We start from the raw sequence: 18210 nt of genomic DNA, 5'->3' as shown, positions 1-18210 counted from the left end.
ACTACATCCGCTCGGGCGCGGTCACGCCCAGCAGGTCGAGCCCGTTGGCGATGACGGTGCGGCTCGCGACGACCAGCACCAGGCGGGCCTCGTTGACCGGGCGGACCGGCTCGTCCCCGACCGGCAGCATTCGGCACTCCCGGGTGTCGTACCACTTGTTGAAGACCGAGACCGTGTCCTCGAGGTAGCGGGCGACGCGGTGGGGCTCGCGCAGCTCCGCGGCGGCCGCCACGACCCTGGGGAAGTCGGCCAGGGCCCGCAGCAGCTCGCGGTCGCGCTCGTGGGTCAGCAGCGAGGGGTCGAACTCCTCGACCGACGGGAGCGACATGCCCAGGTCGGCCGCGTTGGCCATCATCCGGCAGGTGCGGGCATGGCCGTACTGCACGTAGTAGACGGGGTTGTCGTTGGACGCCTTGGTGATCTCGGCGACGTCGAGCACCAGCGGGGAGTCCGACGGGTAGCGGGCCAGGGAGTAGCGCAGCGCGTCGACGCCGATCTCGTCCATCAGCTCCTCGAGCGTGACGATCTCCCCCGCACGCTTCGAGAGCCGGATCTCCTCACCGTCTCGGAGGATCTTGACGAGCTGTCCGATGAGCACCTCGATGTTGCGCTCGGGGTCGTCGCCCGCGCAGGCCGCCATGGCCTTGAGCCGGCCGACGTAGCCGTGGTGGTCGGCGCCGAGCAGGTAGAGGCAGCGGTCGAAGCCGCGCTCCCGCTTGTTGACGTAGTAGGCCGTGTCGCTGGCGAAGTAGGTCAGGTCGCCGTTGGACCGGATCAGCACCCGGTCCTTGTCGTCGCCGAAGTCGGTGGTGCGCATCCACAGGGCGCCGTCGGCATCGAACAGGTGGCCCTGCCCACGCAGCTTCTCCAGTGCCGCGGCGACGTCACCCTCGTGCAGGGTGCGCTCGGAGAACCACACGTCGAAGACCGTGTGGAAGCGCTCGAGGTGCTCGCGCTGCTCGCGCAGCTGTAGCTCGTACGCCGCCTCCTGGATGGCGGCGGTGCGCTCTGCCCCGGCCGGTTGCTCGCGCAGCTCCGGGTGTGCGGCCAGGACGGCCGCCGCGAGGTCGGTGACGTAGGCGCCCTGGTAGCCGTCCGCGGGCACCTCCTGGTCGAAGGCGCGCGCCTCGACCGAAGCGCCGAGCAGGTCCATCTGGTTGCCGCGGTCGTTGATGTAGAACTCGCGGGTGACGGACGCGCCGGCTGCCTCCAGCACCCGCGCGATGCTGTCGCCGACCACCGCCCACCGGGTGTGGCCCAGGTGGAGCGGCCCCGTGGGGTTGGCCGAGATGAACTCGACGTTGACCCGTTCCCCCGCCTGGCTGTCGTTGTGCCCGTAGCTCGCGCCGGCCGCGACGATGTCGGCGGCGATCCTGCCCTGCGCCTCGGCGGCCACGGTGACGTTGAGGAACCCCGGGCCGGCGACCTCGACCGCGGCGATCCCGTCGGCCTGCTCAAGCTCGCCCGCCAGGAGCTGGGCGAGGTCGCGGGGCGGCATGCCCGCCTGCTTGGCCAGCTTCATCGCCGCGTTGGTGGCGTAGTCGCCGTGGCCCTTCTGCCGGGGTCGTTCGACCGTCACCTCGGGGGGCACGCCGTCGGCCAGGACGAGCGCGCCGCGGTCGACGAGGGACGCGAGGGCGTCGACGACGGTGGCGGAGAGCTGGGCGGGATTCACCGGGCCAGCCTATCGACGCCCACCGGTTTCGTTGTCGCCGTATCAGCCGGGTAGTGTTCGGCACCGCAGCGCCGGCCGTCGGCCTGCGACCAGCCTCCGTAGCTCAGGGGATAGAGCACTGGTTTCCGGTACCAGGTGCCGCAGGTTCGAATCCTGCCGGAGGCGCCCGACGATCGCCTATCTTTCTCCTTTCCCGGGTCTGTCAAACCGTGGCAAGCGTCACAGTCACAGACCATGTCGTCGCGCCACCACGCCTCGTTAGGGTCCGCAAACCACGACGACGGGGTCCGGGCTCGTAAGGGTGTCGTTCCCCCCTGGGTGCAAGGACGAACGATGACCACCTCCCGAGTGACTGCCGCCCTGTGCGCAACCGCCCTCGCGGCCACGCTCACCGCCTCCGTGACCACCACGACCGCCAGCGGCGCGGCCCCCTCACAGCGTGGCAAGCCGGTCACCGACTACGGGTTCGCCGGCCGCGCCTACGGATCGGTCGCCAAGGCCTCCCCCCTCGCCGTGGGCTCGGCCCCGACGGCCCCGACGTACCTCGCCTGCACCCGCCGGGCCGGCATCGACCGGGACAACTTCGTGGCCGCGTCCGGCGGCGGGTCCGGCTCGGCCCTCGAGGTCACCCGGGCGGACAACTCGACCGAGTCCTTCCGCACCGGCACCCGGGTGGGAACCCGCTCGATCAGCCGGGTCGCCAGCGCGACCCTCGGTAGCCCCGGCGGTCCCACCCTCACCATCGAAGGCATCCGGACGGTCGGCACCGCCTACGCACGTCGCGCCGACGGGAAGCTGGCAGCCACGACCGAGGCGACCGCCAACCGCATCGAGAGCAACACCGGCACTCCGCTCGACGCGGTCCTCAACGAGGCCGACGCGGGGCTCGACACGCTCCTCGAGGCGATCACGGACGCGGGCGGGACCCTGATCGTCCCCGGCCTCGGTGAGCTCCAGTCCGGCGAGGACGTCACCCGGGTGGACCGCTCCGCCGCGGTCGCGCGGGTGGCGGCGATCAAGGCGAAGCTCTACGGCGAGGACGGCCTGCCCGGCGGTGGGGACGACGTCAAGGCGATCCTGGGCAGGAGCCGGGCGGCCGTCTACGCCGACGTCACGGGAGGCGTCTTTCGCGGCCGGAGCATCCCCCTCGAGGCGCAGGTCGCCGGCGGGCTGCTCGACGTCGGCCGTGTGGTGGACAAGCCGATGCCGTGCCCCGGCACGAACGGCAAGGTCCGACAGCTGTCCAGTGGCAGCCCCGACCTCGGTAACGCCGACCTGATCGAGGTGGCGGCGCTGCGCGGGCGGGCCTTCGGCGTGCAGGAGAACGGATCGGCCCGGGGCTGGACCGACGCCACCGTGAGCTCGGTCGACATCGGCAACGGCCGGGTGCGCCTCTCCGGGATCGTCGGCCGCGTCAACGTCCGGACCGACCGGTCCGGCGCCGTCGTCGGCAACACCATCGAGGGCAGCAGCATCGGGCGGCTCGTCATCGACGGGGAGAAGCAGGACGCTCCTCGTCCCGGCGACGTGGTCGAGGTCCCCGACCTCGCCACGCTGGAGTTCTTCCTCCGCGACCGAGGAGCCCGCGGCTCCGACGTGATCGCCGTCCGGATCACGCTCCGGCCGGGCACCCCCGAGGAATCGGTGATCGACCTGGGTCACGCCCGGGCCTACATCACCCGCAGCTGAGCCGACTCAGCAGCGGCCCAGGCTCCCGTCGTTGCGGGCGGCGTTCCCGTAGCGACGCGCCTGGGTGAGGTTGGGCCGGATGATGCTGGCCCCACCGACGTTCCCGAAGGACCCGCCCACGACGCACGTGCGGATCCGGCGCGGGTCGACCTGCGCCACCACGTGGGCCAGCCGGAACAGCTCGGCGGGGCCGAGGTTGGTGTCCATGTTGCGCATCACCGAGACCACACCTCGCTCGACGAAGCCGGGTTGACCCGCCCGTGTCGCGATGCGCGACTGGATGCCCCGCAGCACCCGCTGCTGGTTGGCCGACCGGTCGAAGTCGCCGCCTGCCAGGCTCTTGCGGATCCGGGCGAAGGCCATGGCGCCGTACCCGTCGACCTTGATGTGGCCACGTCGGAAGCCGCGCGGCTTGAGGTCGGGGTCGCCGAAGGCACGGGGGTTGTCGACGTAGATGCCGCCGATCGCGTCGACCATGTTCTCGAAGAACGGGAAGCGCGTGACCATCACGTAGTCCGGCTGCACACCCACCATGGCCCCGACGGTCCGGCCCATCAGCGCGGGACCACCGAAGGTGAGGGCCGCGTTGACGCGGTTGTAGCCGTGGCCCGGGATCGGCACCCACGAGTCGCGGGGGATGCCGATGGCGGAGGCTGCGCCGGTGCGCGGGTTCAGGGCGATCATCTGGATGGCGTCACCGCGGGTCCGGGTCATCAGCTGTCCGGGGCGCGCGTCCGACCCGATCCCCAGGATCCAGATCACGCCCCTCCCGCCGTCGACGCCGCGGGCGTGCGGGACCTTGACGAGGCTGACCTCGGCGGGCCGGACGGCGGAGTCGGGCACCGTCACGCCCACGAGGGCCAGCACCAGCACCAGCAACCCGGTGCGCAGGAACGTCGGCAGCCTGCGGGTCATGCCCGACCTCCCCGGGAGCGGTTCTTCGTCGTCGATCTGCCCTGCTTCTCCTTCTGCTTCTGGTCCTGCTTCTGCTGCTGCTTCTGGGCGGGCTTGCCACCCTGCTGGCCCCGCGCGATGTCGTAGGCGAACACCCGCCACCCCGGCTGTTGCCGCGTCATCATCAGGCGGCCCGCGACGCGGTAGTCGCGCTCGACCTTGCCGGTCGTGCGGAACCGCAGGTCGACGTGGGCGGTGGCGGTGACGGCGCGCAGGCGCACGGCGAGCAGGTCGACCTCCACGCTGATCGCGGTGGGCGTGACCGCGTCGACGCGGCGCCCGACCAGCTTGTTGGTCATCCGGCCGAGGTCACGTCGCGCGGCCGCCCGGGCGCCAGGAGTGAAGACGGCGAAGGAGCTGCCGAAGCCGGACCGCGGGTAGCGGCCGCCGAGGAAGGCGTCGTCCATCCAGCGCACCGCCACCCGGGAGACCGCGCGCTCGACGCGCACGCGGTCCTTGCGCGGCAGCCGACCCAGCACCCGGCCGGTCGTGGTGACCGGCTCGACCGCGAGGGTCGGCGCCTCCTCCGGCTCCTGCAGCGAAGGTGACGGGTCGGCGTCCGGGCGAGGCTCCTCGTCGTCCCCGCTGCACGAGGTCGCCACCAGGGGCAGGAGGAGGGCCAGCGCGACGACCGGCACGGCGGTTCGGAGCCGCCTTCGCCGGGTCCGCTTCACAGTCATCGGACTCCCTGTCTGTCGTGTCGCGCGGCCCCGACCCCGATCCCGGACGGTGGCTGCGCATTTGCATGGCTGTGGGACTAGCCTTTGGTGGAGCACCCAACCGCGCGCGATCCCGGAAGAGGCGAAAAGCACCCGTGCCGCAGTCCGAAGGTTCCCAGTCCACCGACACCACCGCCGACTTCGGTGCCAACGAGTGGCTCGTCGAGGAGATGTTCGAGCAGTACCAGCGCGATCCGAACAGCGTCGGGCCGGAGTGGGTGCGCTTCTTCCAGAACAACGGTACGACGGGCGGCGGGTCGTCCGCGCAGGCCCCCTCCGGCGAGGCGAAGCAGCAGGCTGCGTCGACGAGTGAGTCGAGCCAGCCGACGAGCCAGCCGGCCCCGGAGAAGCCCCGAGGGAAGACCGAGCAGAAGCCCCAGCAGAAGGCCGAGCAGAAGGCCGAGCAGAAGCAGCAGGACTCGGGGCAGGAGGACTCGGGCTCCGGCCGGGCCGTCGCCCGCCCCCGGCCCGACGCGGCGGCCGCCGAGCCCGCCAAGGGAACCAGCAGCCCGGTCGCCAAGGACCCCTCACCCCCGTCGCGCTCGGAGGCCAAGGACGAGCCGACCCGCACCGTGCTCCGCGGGGCGCCGGCGCGCACCGCGCAGAACATGGATGCCTCGCTCAGCGTGCCCACCGCGACCTCGGTGCGGTCGGTGCCGGTGAAGCTGCTCTGGGACAACCGGACGGTCATCAACAACCACCTCGCCCGAGCCCGCGGCGGCAAGGTGTCCTTCACCCACATCATCGGCTACGCGCTGGTCAAGGCGCTCAAGGCGATGCCGGAGATGAACGTCGGCTTCGACGTCGTCGACGGCAAGCCCACGCTGGTGACCCCGGCCCACATCAACCTCGGCCTGGCGATCGACATGCAGAAGAAGGACGGCACCCGCCAGCTGCTGGTGCCCTCGATCAAGGCCGCCGAGACCATGGACTTCGCCGGGTTCTGGACGGCCTACGAGGACATGGTCCGCAAGGCCCGTGACGGCAAGCTCGGCATCGAGGACTTCCAGGGCACGACGATCTCCCTCACCAACCCCGGGGGCATCGGGACCGTCCACTCGGTGCCGCGGCTGATGAAGGGGCAGGGCGCCATCATCGGCGTCGGCGCGATGGAGTACCCGCCGGAGTGGCAGGGCGCGTCGGAGGAGGCGATCGCGCGCAACGCGATCGGCAAGATGATGACCCTGACGTCGACCTACGACCACCGGGTGATCCAGGGCGCCCAGTCCGGCGAGTTCCTGAAGCGGGTGCACAGCCTGCTGCTCGGCGAGGACGACTTCTACGACGAGATCTTCCGGTCGCTCCGCATCCCCTACGAGCCGATCCGCTGGGCGCAGGACATCGCGACCTCCCACGACGACGAGATCAGCAAGCAGGCACGCATCCTCGAGCTGATCCACGCCTACCGGGTCCGCGGCCACATGATGGCCGACACCGACCCGCTGGAGTACCGCCAGCGCAGCCACCCCGACCTGGAGGTCGAGTCGCACGGGTTGACCCTCTGGGACCTCGATCGCGAGTTCGCCACCGGGTCGTTCGGGGGCGAGGGACGGCGCTTCATGAAGCTGCGGACGATCCTCGGGATCCTCCGCGACTCCTACTGCCGGACCACCGGCATCGAGTACATGCACATCATGGATCCTGAGCAGCGGCGCTGGATCCAGCAGCGCGTCGAGCAGCCGCACGTGAAGCCGCCCCGCGAGGAGCAGCTGCGGATCCTGCTGAAGCTCAACCAGGCCGAGGCGTTCGAGACCTTCCTCCAGACGAAGTTCGTCGGCCAGAAGCGCTTCTCCCTCGAGGGCAGCGAGACCACCGTCCCGCTGATCGACGAGATCTGCGAGGCCGCTGCCGAGGCCGAGCTCGACGAGGTCACGATCGGGATGGCCCACCGCGGCCGGCTCAACGTGCTGGCCAACATCGTCGGCAAGTCCTACTCGCAGATCTTCCGCGAGTTCGAGGGCAACATCGACCCCCGCACCGTCCAGGGCAGCGGCGACGTCAAGTACCACCTCGGAGCCGAGGGTGAGTTCATCGCCGGCAGCGGCGACCGGATCAAGGTGTCCGTGGCCGCGAACCCGTCCCACCTCGAGGCGGTCAACCCGGTGCTGGAGGGCATCGCGCGGGCCAAGCAGGACGTGCTCGACCGCCACACCGAGTACCCCGTCCTGCCGCTGCTGATCCACGGCGACGCCGCCTTCGCCGGCCAGGGCGTCGTGGCGGAGACGCTGAACCTCTCGCAGCTGCGTGGCTACCGCACCGGCGGCACCGTCCACGTGGTCGTCAACAACCAGGTCGGGTTCACCACCTCCCCCGGTTCCTCGCGTTCCTCGCTCTACTGCACCGACGTGGCGCGGATGGTCCAGGCCCCGATCTTCCACGTCAACGGCGACGATCCCGAGGCCTGCATCCGGGTGGCCCGGCTGGCCTTCGACTACCGCCAGCGCTTCAACAAGGACGTCGTCATCGACCTGGTCTGCTACCGGCGCCGCGGTCACAACGAGGGCGACGACCCCTCCTACACCCAGCCCCTGATGTACGACCTGATCGAGCAGAAGCGGTCGGTGCGCAAGCTCTACACCGAGTCCCTCATCGGCCGTGGCGACATCACGATCGAGGAGGCCGAGCAGGTCCTCCAGGACTACCAGCAGCAGCTGGAGCGGGTCTTCACCGAGGTGCGCGAGGCCTCCAGCCAGCCCGACGACTGGACGACCGTGCCCGACTACCCCGAGAAGCCGGCGGGTGCGACCGCGACCTCGGTGTCGAGCGACGTCCTGAAGCGGATCTCCGACGCCTACGTGACCCCGCCGGAGGGCTTCACGGTCCACCCGAAGGTGATGCCGCAGCTGCAGCGCCGCGCCGCCGCCATCACCGACGGTCCGATCGACTGGGGAACGGCCGAGGTGATCGCCTTCGGCTCCCTGCTGATGGACGGCCGGCCGGTCCGGCTCGCCGGGCAGGACTCCCGCCGCGGCACGTTCGTCTCCCGGTTCGCGACGATCATCGACCGCACCAACGCCGACGAGTGGACGCCGCTGAGCTCGCTGACCGAGGACCAGGCGAAGTTCTACTGCTACGACTCGCTGCTGTCGGAGTACGCCGCCCTCGGCTTCGAGTACGGCTACTCGGTGGCCCGCCCCGACGCGCTCGTGCTGTGGGAGGCCCAGTTCGGCGACTTCGTCAACGGCGCGCAGACGGTCATCGACGAGTTCATCACCTCCGGGGAGACCAAGTGGCGCCAGCAGTCCGGCGTCGTCCTGCTGCTCCCGCACGGCTACGAGGGCCAGGGCCCGGACCACTCCTCCGCGCGGATCGAGCGGTTCCTCACGATGGCCGCCGAGGACGCCTTCGTCGTGGCGCAGCCCTCCACGCCGGCGTCGTACTTCCACCTGCTGCGGCAGCACTCGCTCGGCGAGGACCACCGCCCGCTGATCGTCTTCACGCCGAAGTCGATGCTCAAGCGCAAGGAGGCGGCCTCGCAGCCGTCCGACTTCACCGACGGCGAGTTCCGGCCGCTGGTCACCGACCCGGAGGCGGACCCCGAGAAGGTCGACACCCTGCTGCTGTGCTCCGGTCGGGTCACGTGGGACCTGGTGGTGGAGCGCGCCAAGCGGGAGGACGGCGAGCGGTTCGCCATCGCCCGCGTCGAGCAGCTCTACCCGCGGCCGACCGAGGAGATCCACGACTACCTCGACTCGCTGCCCAACCTCAAGACGGTCCGGTGGGTGCAGGACGAGCCGCGCAACATGGGCCCCTGGCCGCACTTCGCGCTCAACGTCTGGCCGGCCCTGGGCCGTCACGTCGAGCCGGTGACGCGGCAGGCCTCGTCCTCGCCCTCGGTCGGCACGGTGAAGCGCCACGTCGAGGAGCAGAAGGCGCTGCTCGACCGGGCGTTCGCGAGCGCGACCGAGCGCATCGGCGACGACTACTGAGCGCCCGTGTACTTCACCGACCGCGGGATCGAGGAGCTCGAGAAGCGTCGGGGTGACGAGGAGGTCACCCTGGCGTGGGTCGCGGAGCGGCTTGCCGAGTTCACCGACCTCAACCCCGACTTCGAGACCGCCGTCGAGCGGTTCGCCACCTGGCTGGCGCGGCTCGACGACCCCGAGGACTGAACTCGAGACGGCGAGCTAGCCGTTGCCGATCGACAACACGTTGCCGTCGGGGTCCTTGACCCAGGCCCCGACGAAGTCACCGATCCGCGCCACGCCCTTCTCGTCGGTCGCGATCGGGCCGTCGTCGTAGTGCTCCGGGGTCACCCCACGCGCGAGCAGGTCGCCGATCGTGCCCTCGACGTCGTCGACCTGCCAGCCCGCGACCGTGGCCCCGGTGCCGTGGGCCGCCGGTGACGGGAAGACGTGGACGCTGCTGCCGCCGCCGCACGCGTAGGTGCGGCCACCGTCGACCTCCTCCCCTCCGGAAGGGGTCAGCCCGAGCTTCCCCTCGTAGAACTCGACCGCCCGGTCCATGTCGGAAACGGCGATCGCGGCCGAGACCTTGCCATCACTGAGGCCCATGACTCCCCCTGGGGTGCACGCGGCGCCCCGGCGGCGCCGGTCGACTTCCTGACTCTACGCCCGTGCGCGCGAGGCGGCACGTGGCCCGGCGGGCAGGAACGTGAGCCACGTAACGGACGGGCCCGCATCTCGTTGGAGTGCGAGACCCACTCTGGAAGGCTTCATCATGCTGCGCACGATCACCCGACGCCTGACGGCGTCCGTCGCTGTCCTGGCCACGGCCGCTGCCATGGCGGTACCCGCAACCACGGGGGCCAGCGCCCAGCCCCCGTCCGCACCTGCGTCCTCGGTGCCGACGGACGGCGACGGGCTGGGCAAGGTCATCGTGGCCTTCGACGGCGGCGGCATCCCGACCGGCACCCTGGCGGCGCTGCAGGCGCTGGGCGTGGAGCGCGCGATTCCGCTGCGCACGATCGGCGCGATCGCCGTGACGGCGCCCCTCAGGGTGATCGACCGGCTCGACACCGTCCCCGGTGTGGCCGCGGTGGAGCCGCAGCGCCGGTTGGACACCCAGCTCTACGAGTCCAAGAAGCAGATCAAGGCCGTCGGCGTCGACAAGCCGCAGCGGTACACCACCCGAGCAGGGAAGAAGCGTGTCCGCGGGACGCGACCGGGGGTCACCGGCAAGGGCGTGACCGTGGCCGTCCTGGACTCCGGCATCTTCGCGGGGCACCCCGACTTCGGTGACCGTGTGGTCAAGGGACTCAACTTCTCCTACTCCGAGGTGAACCAGCAGGCGGGGTTCTCGACCGAGCAGTGGGACACCTACGCGGAGTCGACCGGCCCCGTGGCGCTCCAGGACGAGATCGGCCACGGGACCCACGTCGCGGGCACGATCGGCGGCGACGGCAGCCTCTCCGCGTCGCAGGGCGGTCCGGACCTCGCCGGTGTCGCCCCGGGCGTCGAGCTGATCTCCATGCGGGTGGCGACGCCCGGCTTCGGCATCGTCGACGACATCGACTGGGAGGAGGCCGCGCTGGCCGCCTTCGACTGGACGATCCGGCACCGCAAGGAGTACGGCATTGACATCACCCAGAACTCCTGGGGTCTGCTCCCGACCGAGCCCAACTGCTTCGGTCTAGACTGCGGCGAGCCGACCGACTTCGACGCGATGTCGGAGATGATCGCCTCCGTCGTGGACAGCGGGGTGCACGTGGTGTTCTCGGCCGGCAACAACGGCCCGGAGCCGGGCACCATCGGCGGCTACCACGACCCCCGGAACGGCGCCATCCTCGTCGGGGCCGCCTGCAAGACCAAGGACTCCTCGCGGTGCGACGAGGGCCAGGAGATGACCGACTTCTCCAGCCGTGGCGCCCAGGACGGCTCGGGTCCGCAGGTCGACGTCGTGGCCCCCGGCGACACCATCATGGCTGCGCTGTCCCCGTCCGTGCTCGCGCCGCTGACGGAGTGCCCGGAGATCCAGACGCCCGGCTACTTCTGCATCTCCGGCACGTCGATGTCGTCGCCGCACGTCGCCGGTGTCGTGGCGCTCATGCTGGAGGCCAACCCGCGGGCGACGCCGCGGCAGGTGAAGAGCTGCCTGCGCGCGACGGCGGTCGACATGATGGACCGCGGGTTCGACATCCACTCAGGCATGGGCATGGTGCACACCAAGAAGGCGCTCCGCTGCATCCACGCGCTCACCTTGCTCAAGAAGCGCTGATCACCGCCCGCGGCGCAGGAGGAGCGGCACCGTAGGCCGACCGGTGCCGCTCCCCTACGGTGACAGCATGACCCGGTTGACCACGTGGACCCATGACGGGCTGACCTTCGCCGTGCGTGACGAGGGGCCCGAGGACGGCCCGCCCGTCCTGCTGCTGCACGGCTTCCCGCAGCGCGCCACCAGCTGGGACGCTGTCACACCGCTCCTCCACCAGCAGGGCTTCCGCACCCTCGCGCCCGACCAGCGCGGCTACTCGCCCGGGGCGCGCCCCCGCCGGCGACGTGACTATGCCGCCGAGCACCTGGTCGCCGACGCGGCCGCCCTCGCCGAGGTGGTCGGTACGCCGGTCCACCTGGTCGGCCACGACTGGGGCTCGCTCGTCGCCTGGCTGCTGGCCGGCCACCGTCCCGACCTCGTCAGGTCGCTGGTCGCCGTCTCGGTCCCCCACCCGGGCGCCTTCGTCGAGTCCTTCCGTCGCAGCGACCAGCTGCGGCGGAGCTGGTACATGGCCTTCTTCCAGCTGCCATGGGTGCCCGAGAAGGTGCTCGCCTCTCCGCGGGGGGAGGGTGCGTTCCGCGCCGGCGGGATGACCCGCGAGATGGTGGCGCGCTACCGCGCCGAGGTCGTGCAGGACGGAGCCCTCCGCGGCGGGCTGCTGTGGTACCGCGGGATGCCGTTCACCCGTCGCCGCACGCTCCGTCGCCCGGTGCGTGTGCCCACCACCATGGTCTGGAGCGACCACGACGTGGCGCTGGCCCGGACGGGCGCGGAGCTCACCGAGCGCTGGGTCGACGCGCCCTACCGGCTGGAGGTGCTGCCGGGCGTCTCGCACTGGATCCCCGAGGAGGCTCCCGAGACGCTTGCTGCGCTGATCGCGGAGCGGGCGCGGAGCGCCTCGGAGGGCTGAGGTCTGCAAGCATGACGCCATGACGAACACCCGGCCGGTGGAGTGCTGGCTCATCGACATGGACGGCGTCCTGGTACACGAGGAGGACCCGCTCCCCGGTGCCGCGGAGTTCATCGACACCCTGAAGCGACACGACCGCCCGTTCCTGGTCCTCACCAACAACTCGATCTTCACCCCGCGCGACCTGCGCGCCCGGTTGCAGCGGGCCGACATCGACGTGCCCGAGTCCGCGATCTGGACCTCGGCGCTCGCCACCGCGCAGTTCCTCGACGACCAGCGACCCGGCGGCACGGCCTACGTCGTCGGCGAGGCCGGGTTGACCACCGCGTTGCACGAGATCGGCTACACGATGAACGACCGCGACCCCGACTACGTGGTGCTGGGCGAGACCCGCACCTATTCCTTCGAGGCGATCACCCGCGCCATCCGGCTCATCGACGGCGGTGCCCGCTTCATCGCCACCAACCCCGACCCGAGCGGGCCCAGCGTCCACGGCAAGCTGCCGGCGACCGGCTCGGTGGCCGCCCTCATCAGCACCGCGACCAACCGTCAGCCCTACTACATCGGCAAGCCCAACTCGCTGATGATGCGCTTCGCGCTCAACGAGCTGCAGGCTCACTCGGAGACGACCATGATGGTCGGCGACCGCATGGACACCGACGTCGTCGCCGGCCTGGAGGCGGGGCTGCGCACGATCCTCGTGCTGTCGGGATCGACCTCGGCCGATCGCGTCGACGACTTCCCCTACCGTGCCACCGAGGTGCTCGACTCCATCGAGGACGTCATCGCGATGGTCGCCGAGCTCGCCCCCGAGGGCTGAGCCCGCTCACCCGTCGACGTCCTCCCGGGCACGACGGGACGAGTCACGGATCTCGAAGAGCTCGGTCGCGAACCCCCCGAGCACCCCGGCGACGTCCTTGACGGCACCGGTGAGGATCGTCGTCACCTGACCCACCGTGCCGGCGGCGGCCTCCACCACGGACTGCACGGCGTCCTTGCGGATCTCACCCTTGCTCAGCCGGTCCGTCATGGCGCCAGTCTCCCACGCCCGTCCGAGGTGACGGCGTGCCGTGGCTAGGCTGCCAGCGTGACGACCACCACCCGCGGCGAGCGCAAGGAGCGAACCCGACGCGCCCTCCTCGACGCGGCTCTCGAGCTCTCCGACGCCGAGACCTTCGCGGCACTCTCGTTGCGCCAGGTGACCCGCGAGGTCGGCATCGTGCCGACGGCGTTCTACCGGCACTTCAGCTCCCTCGAGGACCTCGGCATGGCCCTGGTCGAGGAGTCGATGGCATCGCTGCGGAGCATGCTCCGCGACGTCCGGCGCGGCGACCCGGAGCTGGACCGGGTCATCGACCGGTCGCTGGACGTCCTCGTCGAGCACGTGCACGCCCAGCGTGCCCACATCGGCTTCATCGCCCGCGAGCGGGCGGCAGGGCCGCCGGCGGTGCGGGAGGAGATCCGCGACCAGATCGAGCGTTTCGAGGCCGAGCTGGCCGCCGACATCGCCCGACTGCCGGGGGCTGCCGACTGGACCGACGCCGACCTGCGAGTGCTCGCCAACCTCGTCGTCACCTCGGTGGTCGCGACCGCCGAGCAGCTGATCTCCTCCCCCGACGCCGAGACCGCCATCGTCGCCCGGGCGCGCACCCAGCTGCGGATGGTGCTCGTCGGGGCCCTGCACTGGACCTCCAGGACGTGAGCGCCGTGGGCCTGGCCGCTGATCTCGACTACCACCACCGCACCGGCAACCCGCTCCACCGGACCGTCCGCAGGATGGCGGGCACGCGGGGCGGGGCCTGGGTGCTCTCGCGGGTGCTGCGCCGGCTCGACGACGTCGTCGGCCGGCTCTCGCGCGGCCGTCACAGCGCTCCCGGGCTGCTCACCGGGCTGGCGGTGCTCGACGTGACGACGACCGGCCGCCGTTCGGGCCAGCGGCGCACCAGCCACCTCATCGCCACGCCGTACGCCGGCACGCTGGCCCTCCTCGGCACCAACTTCGGCCAGCCGGGCACCCCCGCGTGGGCACTCAACCTCGAGGCGGACCCGCGGGCGAGCGTGACCTACCGCGGCCGGACCCGCGAGGTCGTGGCCCGGCCGGCGTCGGGCGCCGAGGTGGAGGAGATCTTCGCGCTGGCGTCGGCCTCCTACGCCGGCTACCGCCGCTACCGGGAACGCGTGGGCGGCCGGCGCCGGATCCGGGTGTTCGTGCTGGAGCCGGTGCCCTAGAGGGGCCGAAGTGTCACGTCGGGGATCGTGGCGTCGCGCGACAGGTCGAGCAGCCGCACGATCTCCTCGGCCACGGTCTCGGGACGGATCCACTGGGAGGCGTCGTACTCCTTGCCCTCCTGGGCGTGGACCCGCTCCTGCATCCGGGTGGCGGTCCGGCCGGGGTAGACCGAGCTCACCCGGACCCCGTGCTCGGCCTCCTCCTGGCGGAGCGCGTCGGCGAAGCCACGCAACCCGAACTTCGAGGCGTTGTAGGAGGCCCAGTGCGGGTTGGCGCGCAGGCCGGACCCGGAGTTCACGAAGACGTGAGTGCCCCGCCCGCGGCGCACGGGCTCCAGCAGCAGCCTGGTCCACGCCATCGGGGCGACGAGGTTGACCGCGACGGTCTCGGCCAGGCTCGCCGCATCGCTGTCAGCCACGCTGGCCACGTCGACGACCCCCGCGGCGTGCACCACGCCGTCGAGGGAGTCCGGCACGCCGTCGGGCAGCTCGGCCGGGAGCTCGCTCAGGTCGGCGGTCACGACCCCCGACCCGGGGAACGCCTCCGCGAGGTCTGCCGCGCGCTCCTCGTTGCGGGCGAGCAGCACCAGGTCGTCGCCGCGCTCGTGCAGCCGCCGCGCCAGCTCGTGCCCGATCCCGGAGGTGGCCCCGGTGATGAAGTGGCGTCCCATCAGCGCGTGAACACCACCTTGCCGAAGACGTCGCCCTCCGCCATCGCCGCGAAGCCGTCGCGGGCCTGGTCCATCGGCAGGGTGCGGTCGACCAGCGGTCGGGTCCCGGTGGCGTCGAGCATCTCCACGAGCGACGCCAGCTCGCCCCGGGTGCCCATGGTCGAGCCCACGACGCGCAGCTGCAGGAAGAAGACCCGGGTCAGCTCGGCGTTGTCGAGGTCGGCTCCGGACGTGGTCCCGGTGACCACGAGGGTCCCGCCGGGGCGCAGCGACTTGATCGAGTGCGACCATGTGGCGCGCCCCACCGTCTCCATGACCCCGTCGACCTTCACGGGCAGCCGTTCGCCGGACTCGAACACCTCGTGGGCCCCGAGCTCCAGCGCCCGCTTGCGCTTCACCTCGTCGCGGCTCGTCACGAGCACCTTGAGCCCGCCCGCCCGGGCCAGCGTGATCAGGGCGGTCGACACCCCGCCGCCGGCGCCCTGCACCAGGACGGTGTCGCCGGGCCGCATGCCGCCCTGGACGAAGAGCATCCGGTACGCCGTCAGCCAGGCGGTCGGCAGGCAGGCCGCCTCCTCGAAGCTCAGCGATGCCGGCTTGGGCACGACGTTGCGTCGCGGCACCGCCACCCGCTCGGCGAAGGTCCCCTGGTAGCGCTCGCTCAGCAGGGACCGCTTCGGGTCGAGGGTCTCGTCGCCGCTCCAGCCCGGCGAGCTGATGACGGCGTGGACGACGACCTCGTTGCCGTCCTCGTCGAGCCCCGCGGCGTCGCAGCCGAGGATCATCGGCAACGCCTCCTCGCGCAGCCCCACACCCCGGAGCGACCAGAGGTCGTGGTGGTTGAGAGAAGCGGCCCGGACGGTCACCGTCGTCCAGCCGTCGGGGACCTCGGGGTCGGGGCGATCCCCCACCACCAGTCCCGCCAGCGGGTCGTCGGCAGAGAAGCTGTCGGCGTACACGGCGAACATGTCACGACCCTAGACCGTGCCCGAGGAACGAGGGGACCGAGCCGGGGCCGGATTCAGGCCCGCGCGACCCCGTCAGCGCGTGCCGCTGCGGCGACGGCGCTGGCCACAGCCGGTCCCACGCGCTCGTCGAAGGGCGAGGGGACGATGTGGTCCTCACGCAGGTCGTCGCCGACCAGCGCCGCCAGCGCCTCGGCGGCCGCGAGCTTCATGGCCTCGGTGATCGCGGTGGCGTGGACGTCGAAGGCGCCCCGGAAGATGCCGGGGAAGGCGAGCACGTTGTTGATCTGGTTCGGGAAGTCGGAGCGGCCGGTCGCCACCACCCGGGCGTGCCGGTGGGCGACGTCGGGGTGCACCTCGGGGTGCGGGTTGGCGAGACCGAAGACGATGGCGTCGGAGGCCATGCTGGCGACGACGTCCTCGGGGACCGTGCCACCACTGACGCCGATGTAGACGTCGGCTCCGGCCATCACCTCGGCCAGCCTGCCGCGGCGGCCGTGCTGGTCGGCGGTGTCCCGGGCGAGAGCACGCTTGACGGGCGTCAGGTCGGAGCGCTCGGAGTTGAGGACCCCCTGACGGTCGAGCACCGCGATGTCGTCGACGCCGGCCTCGAGGAGGATCCGGGCGACGGCCACGCCGGCCGCGCCGGCCCCCGAGATGACGACGCGGGTGCCGTGCGCGCCGCGACCCGTGAGCCGCAAGGCGTTGGTGAGGGCGGCGAGCGCGACCACCGCCGTCCCGTGCTGGTCGTCGTGGAACACCGGGATGTCGAGCCGCTCCTTGAGCCGACTCTCGATCTCGAAGCACCGAGGCGCTGAGATGTCCTCGAGGTTGATCCCCCCGAAGCTCGGAGCGAGGCGGGCGACGGTGTCGATGATCTCCTCGACGTCCGTCGTGTCGAGGCAGATCGGGACGGCGTCGACCCCACCGAACTGCTTGAACAGCACGGCCTTGCCCTCCATCACCGGCATGGCGGCGGCCGGCCCGATGTCACCGAGGCCGAGCACCGCGGTGCCGTCGGTCACGACGGCCACGGTGTTGGGCACCCAGGTGTAGTGACGGCTCAGGTCGGGGTCGGCGGCGATCGCCTCACAGACGCGGGCCACACCGGGCGTGTAGGCGAGGGACAGGTCGTCCCGGCCCGCCAGCGCGACGGTGGACCGGATCTCCGTCTTGCCGCCGACGTGCAGGTCGAACACCGGATCACCGGCGTGCGGGTGCGGGAGCGGGTCAGCCACGGCCAGCGATCCTTCCACACCGCCGCGCCCGGCACCGCGCGATCTCACCGCCGACTCACCGCGGGCGGAGCCCTCGAGGCCGGGGCCACACGCGCGCGACCGCGACACCGAGGACGTCGGTCTCGGGCACCGGACCGCGGTGCCGCGAGTCGAGCCCGTCGGGGTTGTCGCCGAGCAGCCACCAGCCGCGGGAGCCGTCACGAGCCGGCCGCTGCTCCGCTGCCCGTTTGACCGCAAGGGTCCCGTCGGCGAAGCGGCCCACGACCACCGCTCCGGGCCGGACCGCGGCGCCGTACCTGACCAGGAGCCGGTCGCCGTCACGGAGTCCCGGCAGCATCGAGGTGCCGCGCACGACAGCGATCCCGAACGGGATCAGACTCACCTTCAAGGGTGGTGACACGCGGAGTAGTGTCGCAGTCGACGGACGACCGAACCCCAGCAGATAGGAGTGGACTCCACGTGTTCACGAAGCTGTTCATGCCCACCGTCGAGGTCGCGGCGCACTGCGACCTCCCCTGCGGCGTCTACGACCCGGCGCAGGCACGCATCGAGGCCGAGTCGATCAAGGGCATCATCGAGAAGGTCGCCGACAACGACGACCCCGACTTCCGTACCCGCGCCATCGTCATCAAGGAGCAGCGGTCCGAGCTGGTCAAGCACCACCTCTGGGTGCTGTGGACCGACTACTTCAAGCCCCCGCACTTCGAGAAGTACCCGCAGCTGCACCAGCTGTTCAACGAGGCCACCAAGCTGGCCGGGGCGTCCGGCACCAAGGGCGAGCTGGACGCAGGCAAGGCCGACGAGCTGCTGGCCAAGATCGACGAGATCGCCGAGATCTTCTGGGAGACCAAGAAGTCCTGAGGATCGGACCGCACGGACCGCACGGCCCGCACGGACCGCGCGGGCCGTCGGAGCGAGAACACCCGAACACACAGCCGGGGTCGGCCTGCCGGACACGGCGGCCGGCCCCGGCTAGTGTCGGCACC

General features: G+C 71.4%; 18 protein-coding genes and 1 tRNA gene. 10 read left to right on the top strand and 9 right to left on the bottom strand.

The genetic code is table 11. The features are described 5' to 3' along the window. Position 1: 1 nt before the first annotated feature. Entirely contained in the window at positions 2-1675 is a 1674-nt protein-coding gene (argS, locus tag K6T13_RS05735) for an arginine--tRNA ligase (RefSeq protein ID WP_222897559.1), read from the bottom strand. 92 nt (positions 1676-1767) lie between these two features. Here argS and K6T13_RS05730 point away from each other — a divergent pair. Together K6T13_RS05730 and K6T13_RS05725 are read left to right on the top strand one after the other, a co-directional pair. Then, positions 1768-1840, top strand: a tRNA-Arg gene (locus K6T13_RS05730). A 168-nt stretch (positions 1841-2008) separates the two neighbouring features. Further along, positions 2009-3364, top strand: coding sequence for a choice-of-anchor P family protein (locus K6T13_RS05725; RefSeq protein ID WP_222897558.1), 1356 nt, complete (start codon positions 2009-2011; stop codon positions 3362-3364). 6 nt (positions 3365-3370) lie between these two features. Here the strand turns inward: K6T13_RS05725 and K6T13_RS05720 are convergent, their stop codons facing one another. Both K6T13_RS05720 and K6T13_RS05715 read right to left on the bottom strand, forming a co-directional pair. Beyond that, the gene (locus K6T13_RS05720; RefSeq protein ID WP_222897557.1) at positions 3371-4279 is read right to left on the bottom strand and encodes an LCP family protein; all 909 of its coding nucleotides are present in this window, start codon (positions 4277-4279) and stop codon (positions 3371-3373) included. After that, a complete protein-coding gene (locus K6T13_RS05715) occupies positions 4276-4956 on the bottom strand; it encodes a hypothetical protein (RefSeq protein ID WP_222897556.1) in 681 nt (226 codons plus the stop codon). The genes K6T13_RS05720 and K6T13_RS05715 overlap by 4 nt, the downstream gene beginning before the upstream one ends. Before the next feature lie 176 nt (positions 4957-5132). Between K6T13_RS05715 and K6T13_RS05710 the strand changes: the two genes are divergently transcribed. Together K6T13_RS05710 and K6T13_RS05705 are read left to right on the top strand one after the other, a co-directional pair. Next, positions 5133-8966, top strand: a complete 3834-nt coding sequence (locus K6T13_RS05710) for a multifunctional oxoglutarate decarboxylase/oxoglutarate dehydrogenase thiamine pyrophosphate-binding subunit/dihydrolipoyllysine-residue succinyltransferase subunit (RefSeq protein ID WP_249423953.1) — start codon at positions 5133-5135, stop codon at positions 8964-8966. A gap of 6 nt (positions 8967-8972) precedes the next feature. Continuing rightward, positions 8973-9149, top strand: coding sequence for a DUF6104 family protein (locus K6T13_RS05705; RefSeq protein ID WP_222897555.1), 177 nt, complete (start codon positions 8973-8975; stop codon positions 9147-9149). A 15-nt stretch (positions 9150-9164) separates the two neighbouring features. On the opposite strand, the gene K6T13_RS05700 is transcribed toward K6T13_RS05705, so the two are convergent. Continuing rightward, complete coding sequence (locus K6T13_RS05700) at positions 9165-9551, bottom strand: VOC family protein (RefSeq protein WP_222897554.1); 387 nt, start codon at positions 9549-9551, stop codon at positions 9165-9167. 166 nt (positions 9552-9717) lie between these two features. Between K6T13_RS05700 and K6T13_RS05695 the strand changes: the two genes are divergently transcribed. From K6T13_RS05695 to K6T13_RS05685, 3 genes are all read left to right on the top strand, one after another. After that, a complete protein-coding gene (locus K6T13_RS05695; protein WP_222897553.1) occupies positions 9718-11214 on the top strand; it encodes a S8 family serine peptidase in 1497 nt (498 codons plus the stop codon). 67 nt (positions 11215-11281) lie between these two features. Beyond that, entirely contained in the window at positions 11282-12121 is an 840-nt protein-coding gene (locus tag K6T13_RS05690; RefSeq protein ID WP_222897552.1) for an alpha/beta fold hydrolase, read from the top strand. A 19-nt stretch (positions 12122-12140) separates the two neighbouring features. Further along, positions 12141-12941 (top strand): HAD-IIA family hydrolase, encoded by an 801-nt coding sequence (locus tag K6T13_RS05685; protein WP_222897551.1) that lies wholly within the window; start codon positions 12141-12143, stop codon positions 12939-12941. A gap of 6 nt (positions 12942-12947) precedes the next feature. On the opposite strand, the gene K6T13_RS05680 is transcribed toward K6T13_RS05685, so the two are convergent. Then, entirely contained in the window at positions 12948-13151 is a 204-nt protein-coding gene (locus K6T13_RS05680) for a hypothetical protein (RefSeq protein ID WP_222897550.1), read from the bottom strand. A gap of 57 nt (positions 13152-13208) precedes the next feature. On the opposite strand from K6T13_RS05680, the gene K6T13_RS05675 reads away from it, so the two are divergent. Together K6T13_RS05675 and K6T13_RS05670 are read left to right on the top strand one after the other, a co-directional pair. After that, positions 13209-13823, top strand: a complete 615-nt coding sequence (locus K6T13_RS05675) for a TetR family transcriptional regulator (protein ID WP_222897549.1) — start codon at positions 13209-13211, stop codon at positions 13821-13823. Further along, positions 13820-14350: a nitroreductase family deazaflavin-dependent oxidoreductase gene (locus K6T13_RS05670; protein WP_249423952.1), complete on the top strand. Its 531-nt coding sequence runs from the start codon at positions 13820-13822 to the stop codon at positions 14348-14350. The genes K6T13_RS05675 and K6T13_RS05670 overlap by 4 nt, the downstream gene beginning before the upstream one ends. Here K6T13_RS05670 and K6T13_RS05665 read toward each other — a convergent pair. Genes K6T13_RS05665 through K6T13_RS05650 form a run of 4 tightly spaced genes read right to left on the bottom strand, consistent with a single transcriptional unit; the run spans position 14347 to position 17606 of the window. Continuing rightward, the gene (locus K6T13_RS05665) at positions 14347-15021 is read right to left on the bottom strand and encodes an SDR family oxidoreductase (RefSeq protein ID WP_222897548.1); all 675 of its coding nucleotides are present in this window, start codon (positions 15019-15021) and stop codon (positions 14347-14349) included. The genes K6T13_RS05670 and K6T13_RS05665 overlap by 4 nt on opposite strands. Further along, positions 15021-15989: a zinc-binding dehydrogenase gene (locus K6T13_RS05660; RefSeq protein ID WP_222897547.1), complete on the bottom strand. Its 969-nt coding sequence runs from the start codon at positions 15987-15989 to the stop codon at positions 15021-15023. The genes K6T13_RS05665 and K6T13_RS05660 overlap by 1 nt, the downstream gene beginning before the upstream one ends. Positions 15990-16042: 53 nt before the next feature. Next, positions 16043-17224: an NAD(P)-dependent malic enzyme gene (locus tag K6T13_RS05655; protein WP_430228044.1), complete on the bottom strand. Its 1182-nt coding sequence runs from the start codon at positions 17222-17224 to the stop codon at positions 16043-16045. A gap of 55 nt (positions 17225-17279) precedes the next feature. Next, positions 17280-17606, bottom strand: a complete 327-nt coding sequence (locus tag K6T13_RS05650; protein WP_222897546.1) for a S24/S26 family peptidase — start codon at positions 17604-17606, stop codon at positions 17280-17282. 77 nt (positions 17607-17683) lie between these two features. Between K6T13_RS05650 and sodN the strand changes: the two genes are divergently transcribed. Continuing rightward, a complete protein-coding gene (gene sodN, locus K6T13_RS05645) occupies positions 17684-18085 on the top strand; it encodes a superoxide dismutase, Ni (protein ID WP_222897545.1) in 402 nt (133 codons plus the stop codon). Positions 18086-18210: the final 125 nt, after the last annotated feature.

The organism is Nocardioides coralli (genome assembly GCF_019880385.1).
In the GTDB taxonomy this organism is placed as follows: domain Bacteria; phylum Actinomycetota; class Actinomycetes; order Propionibacteriales; family Nocardioidaceae; genus Nocardioides; species Nocardioides coralli.
Note: the sequence above shows the minus strand (reverse complement) of the source record. Positions and strands in the feature narration are given on the sequence as shown.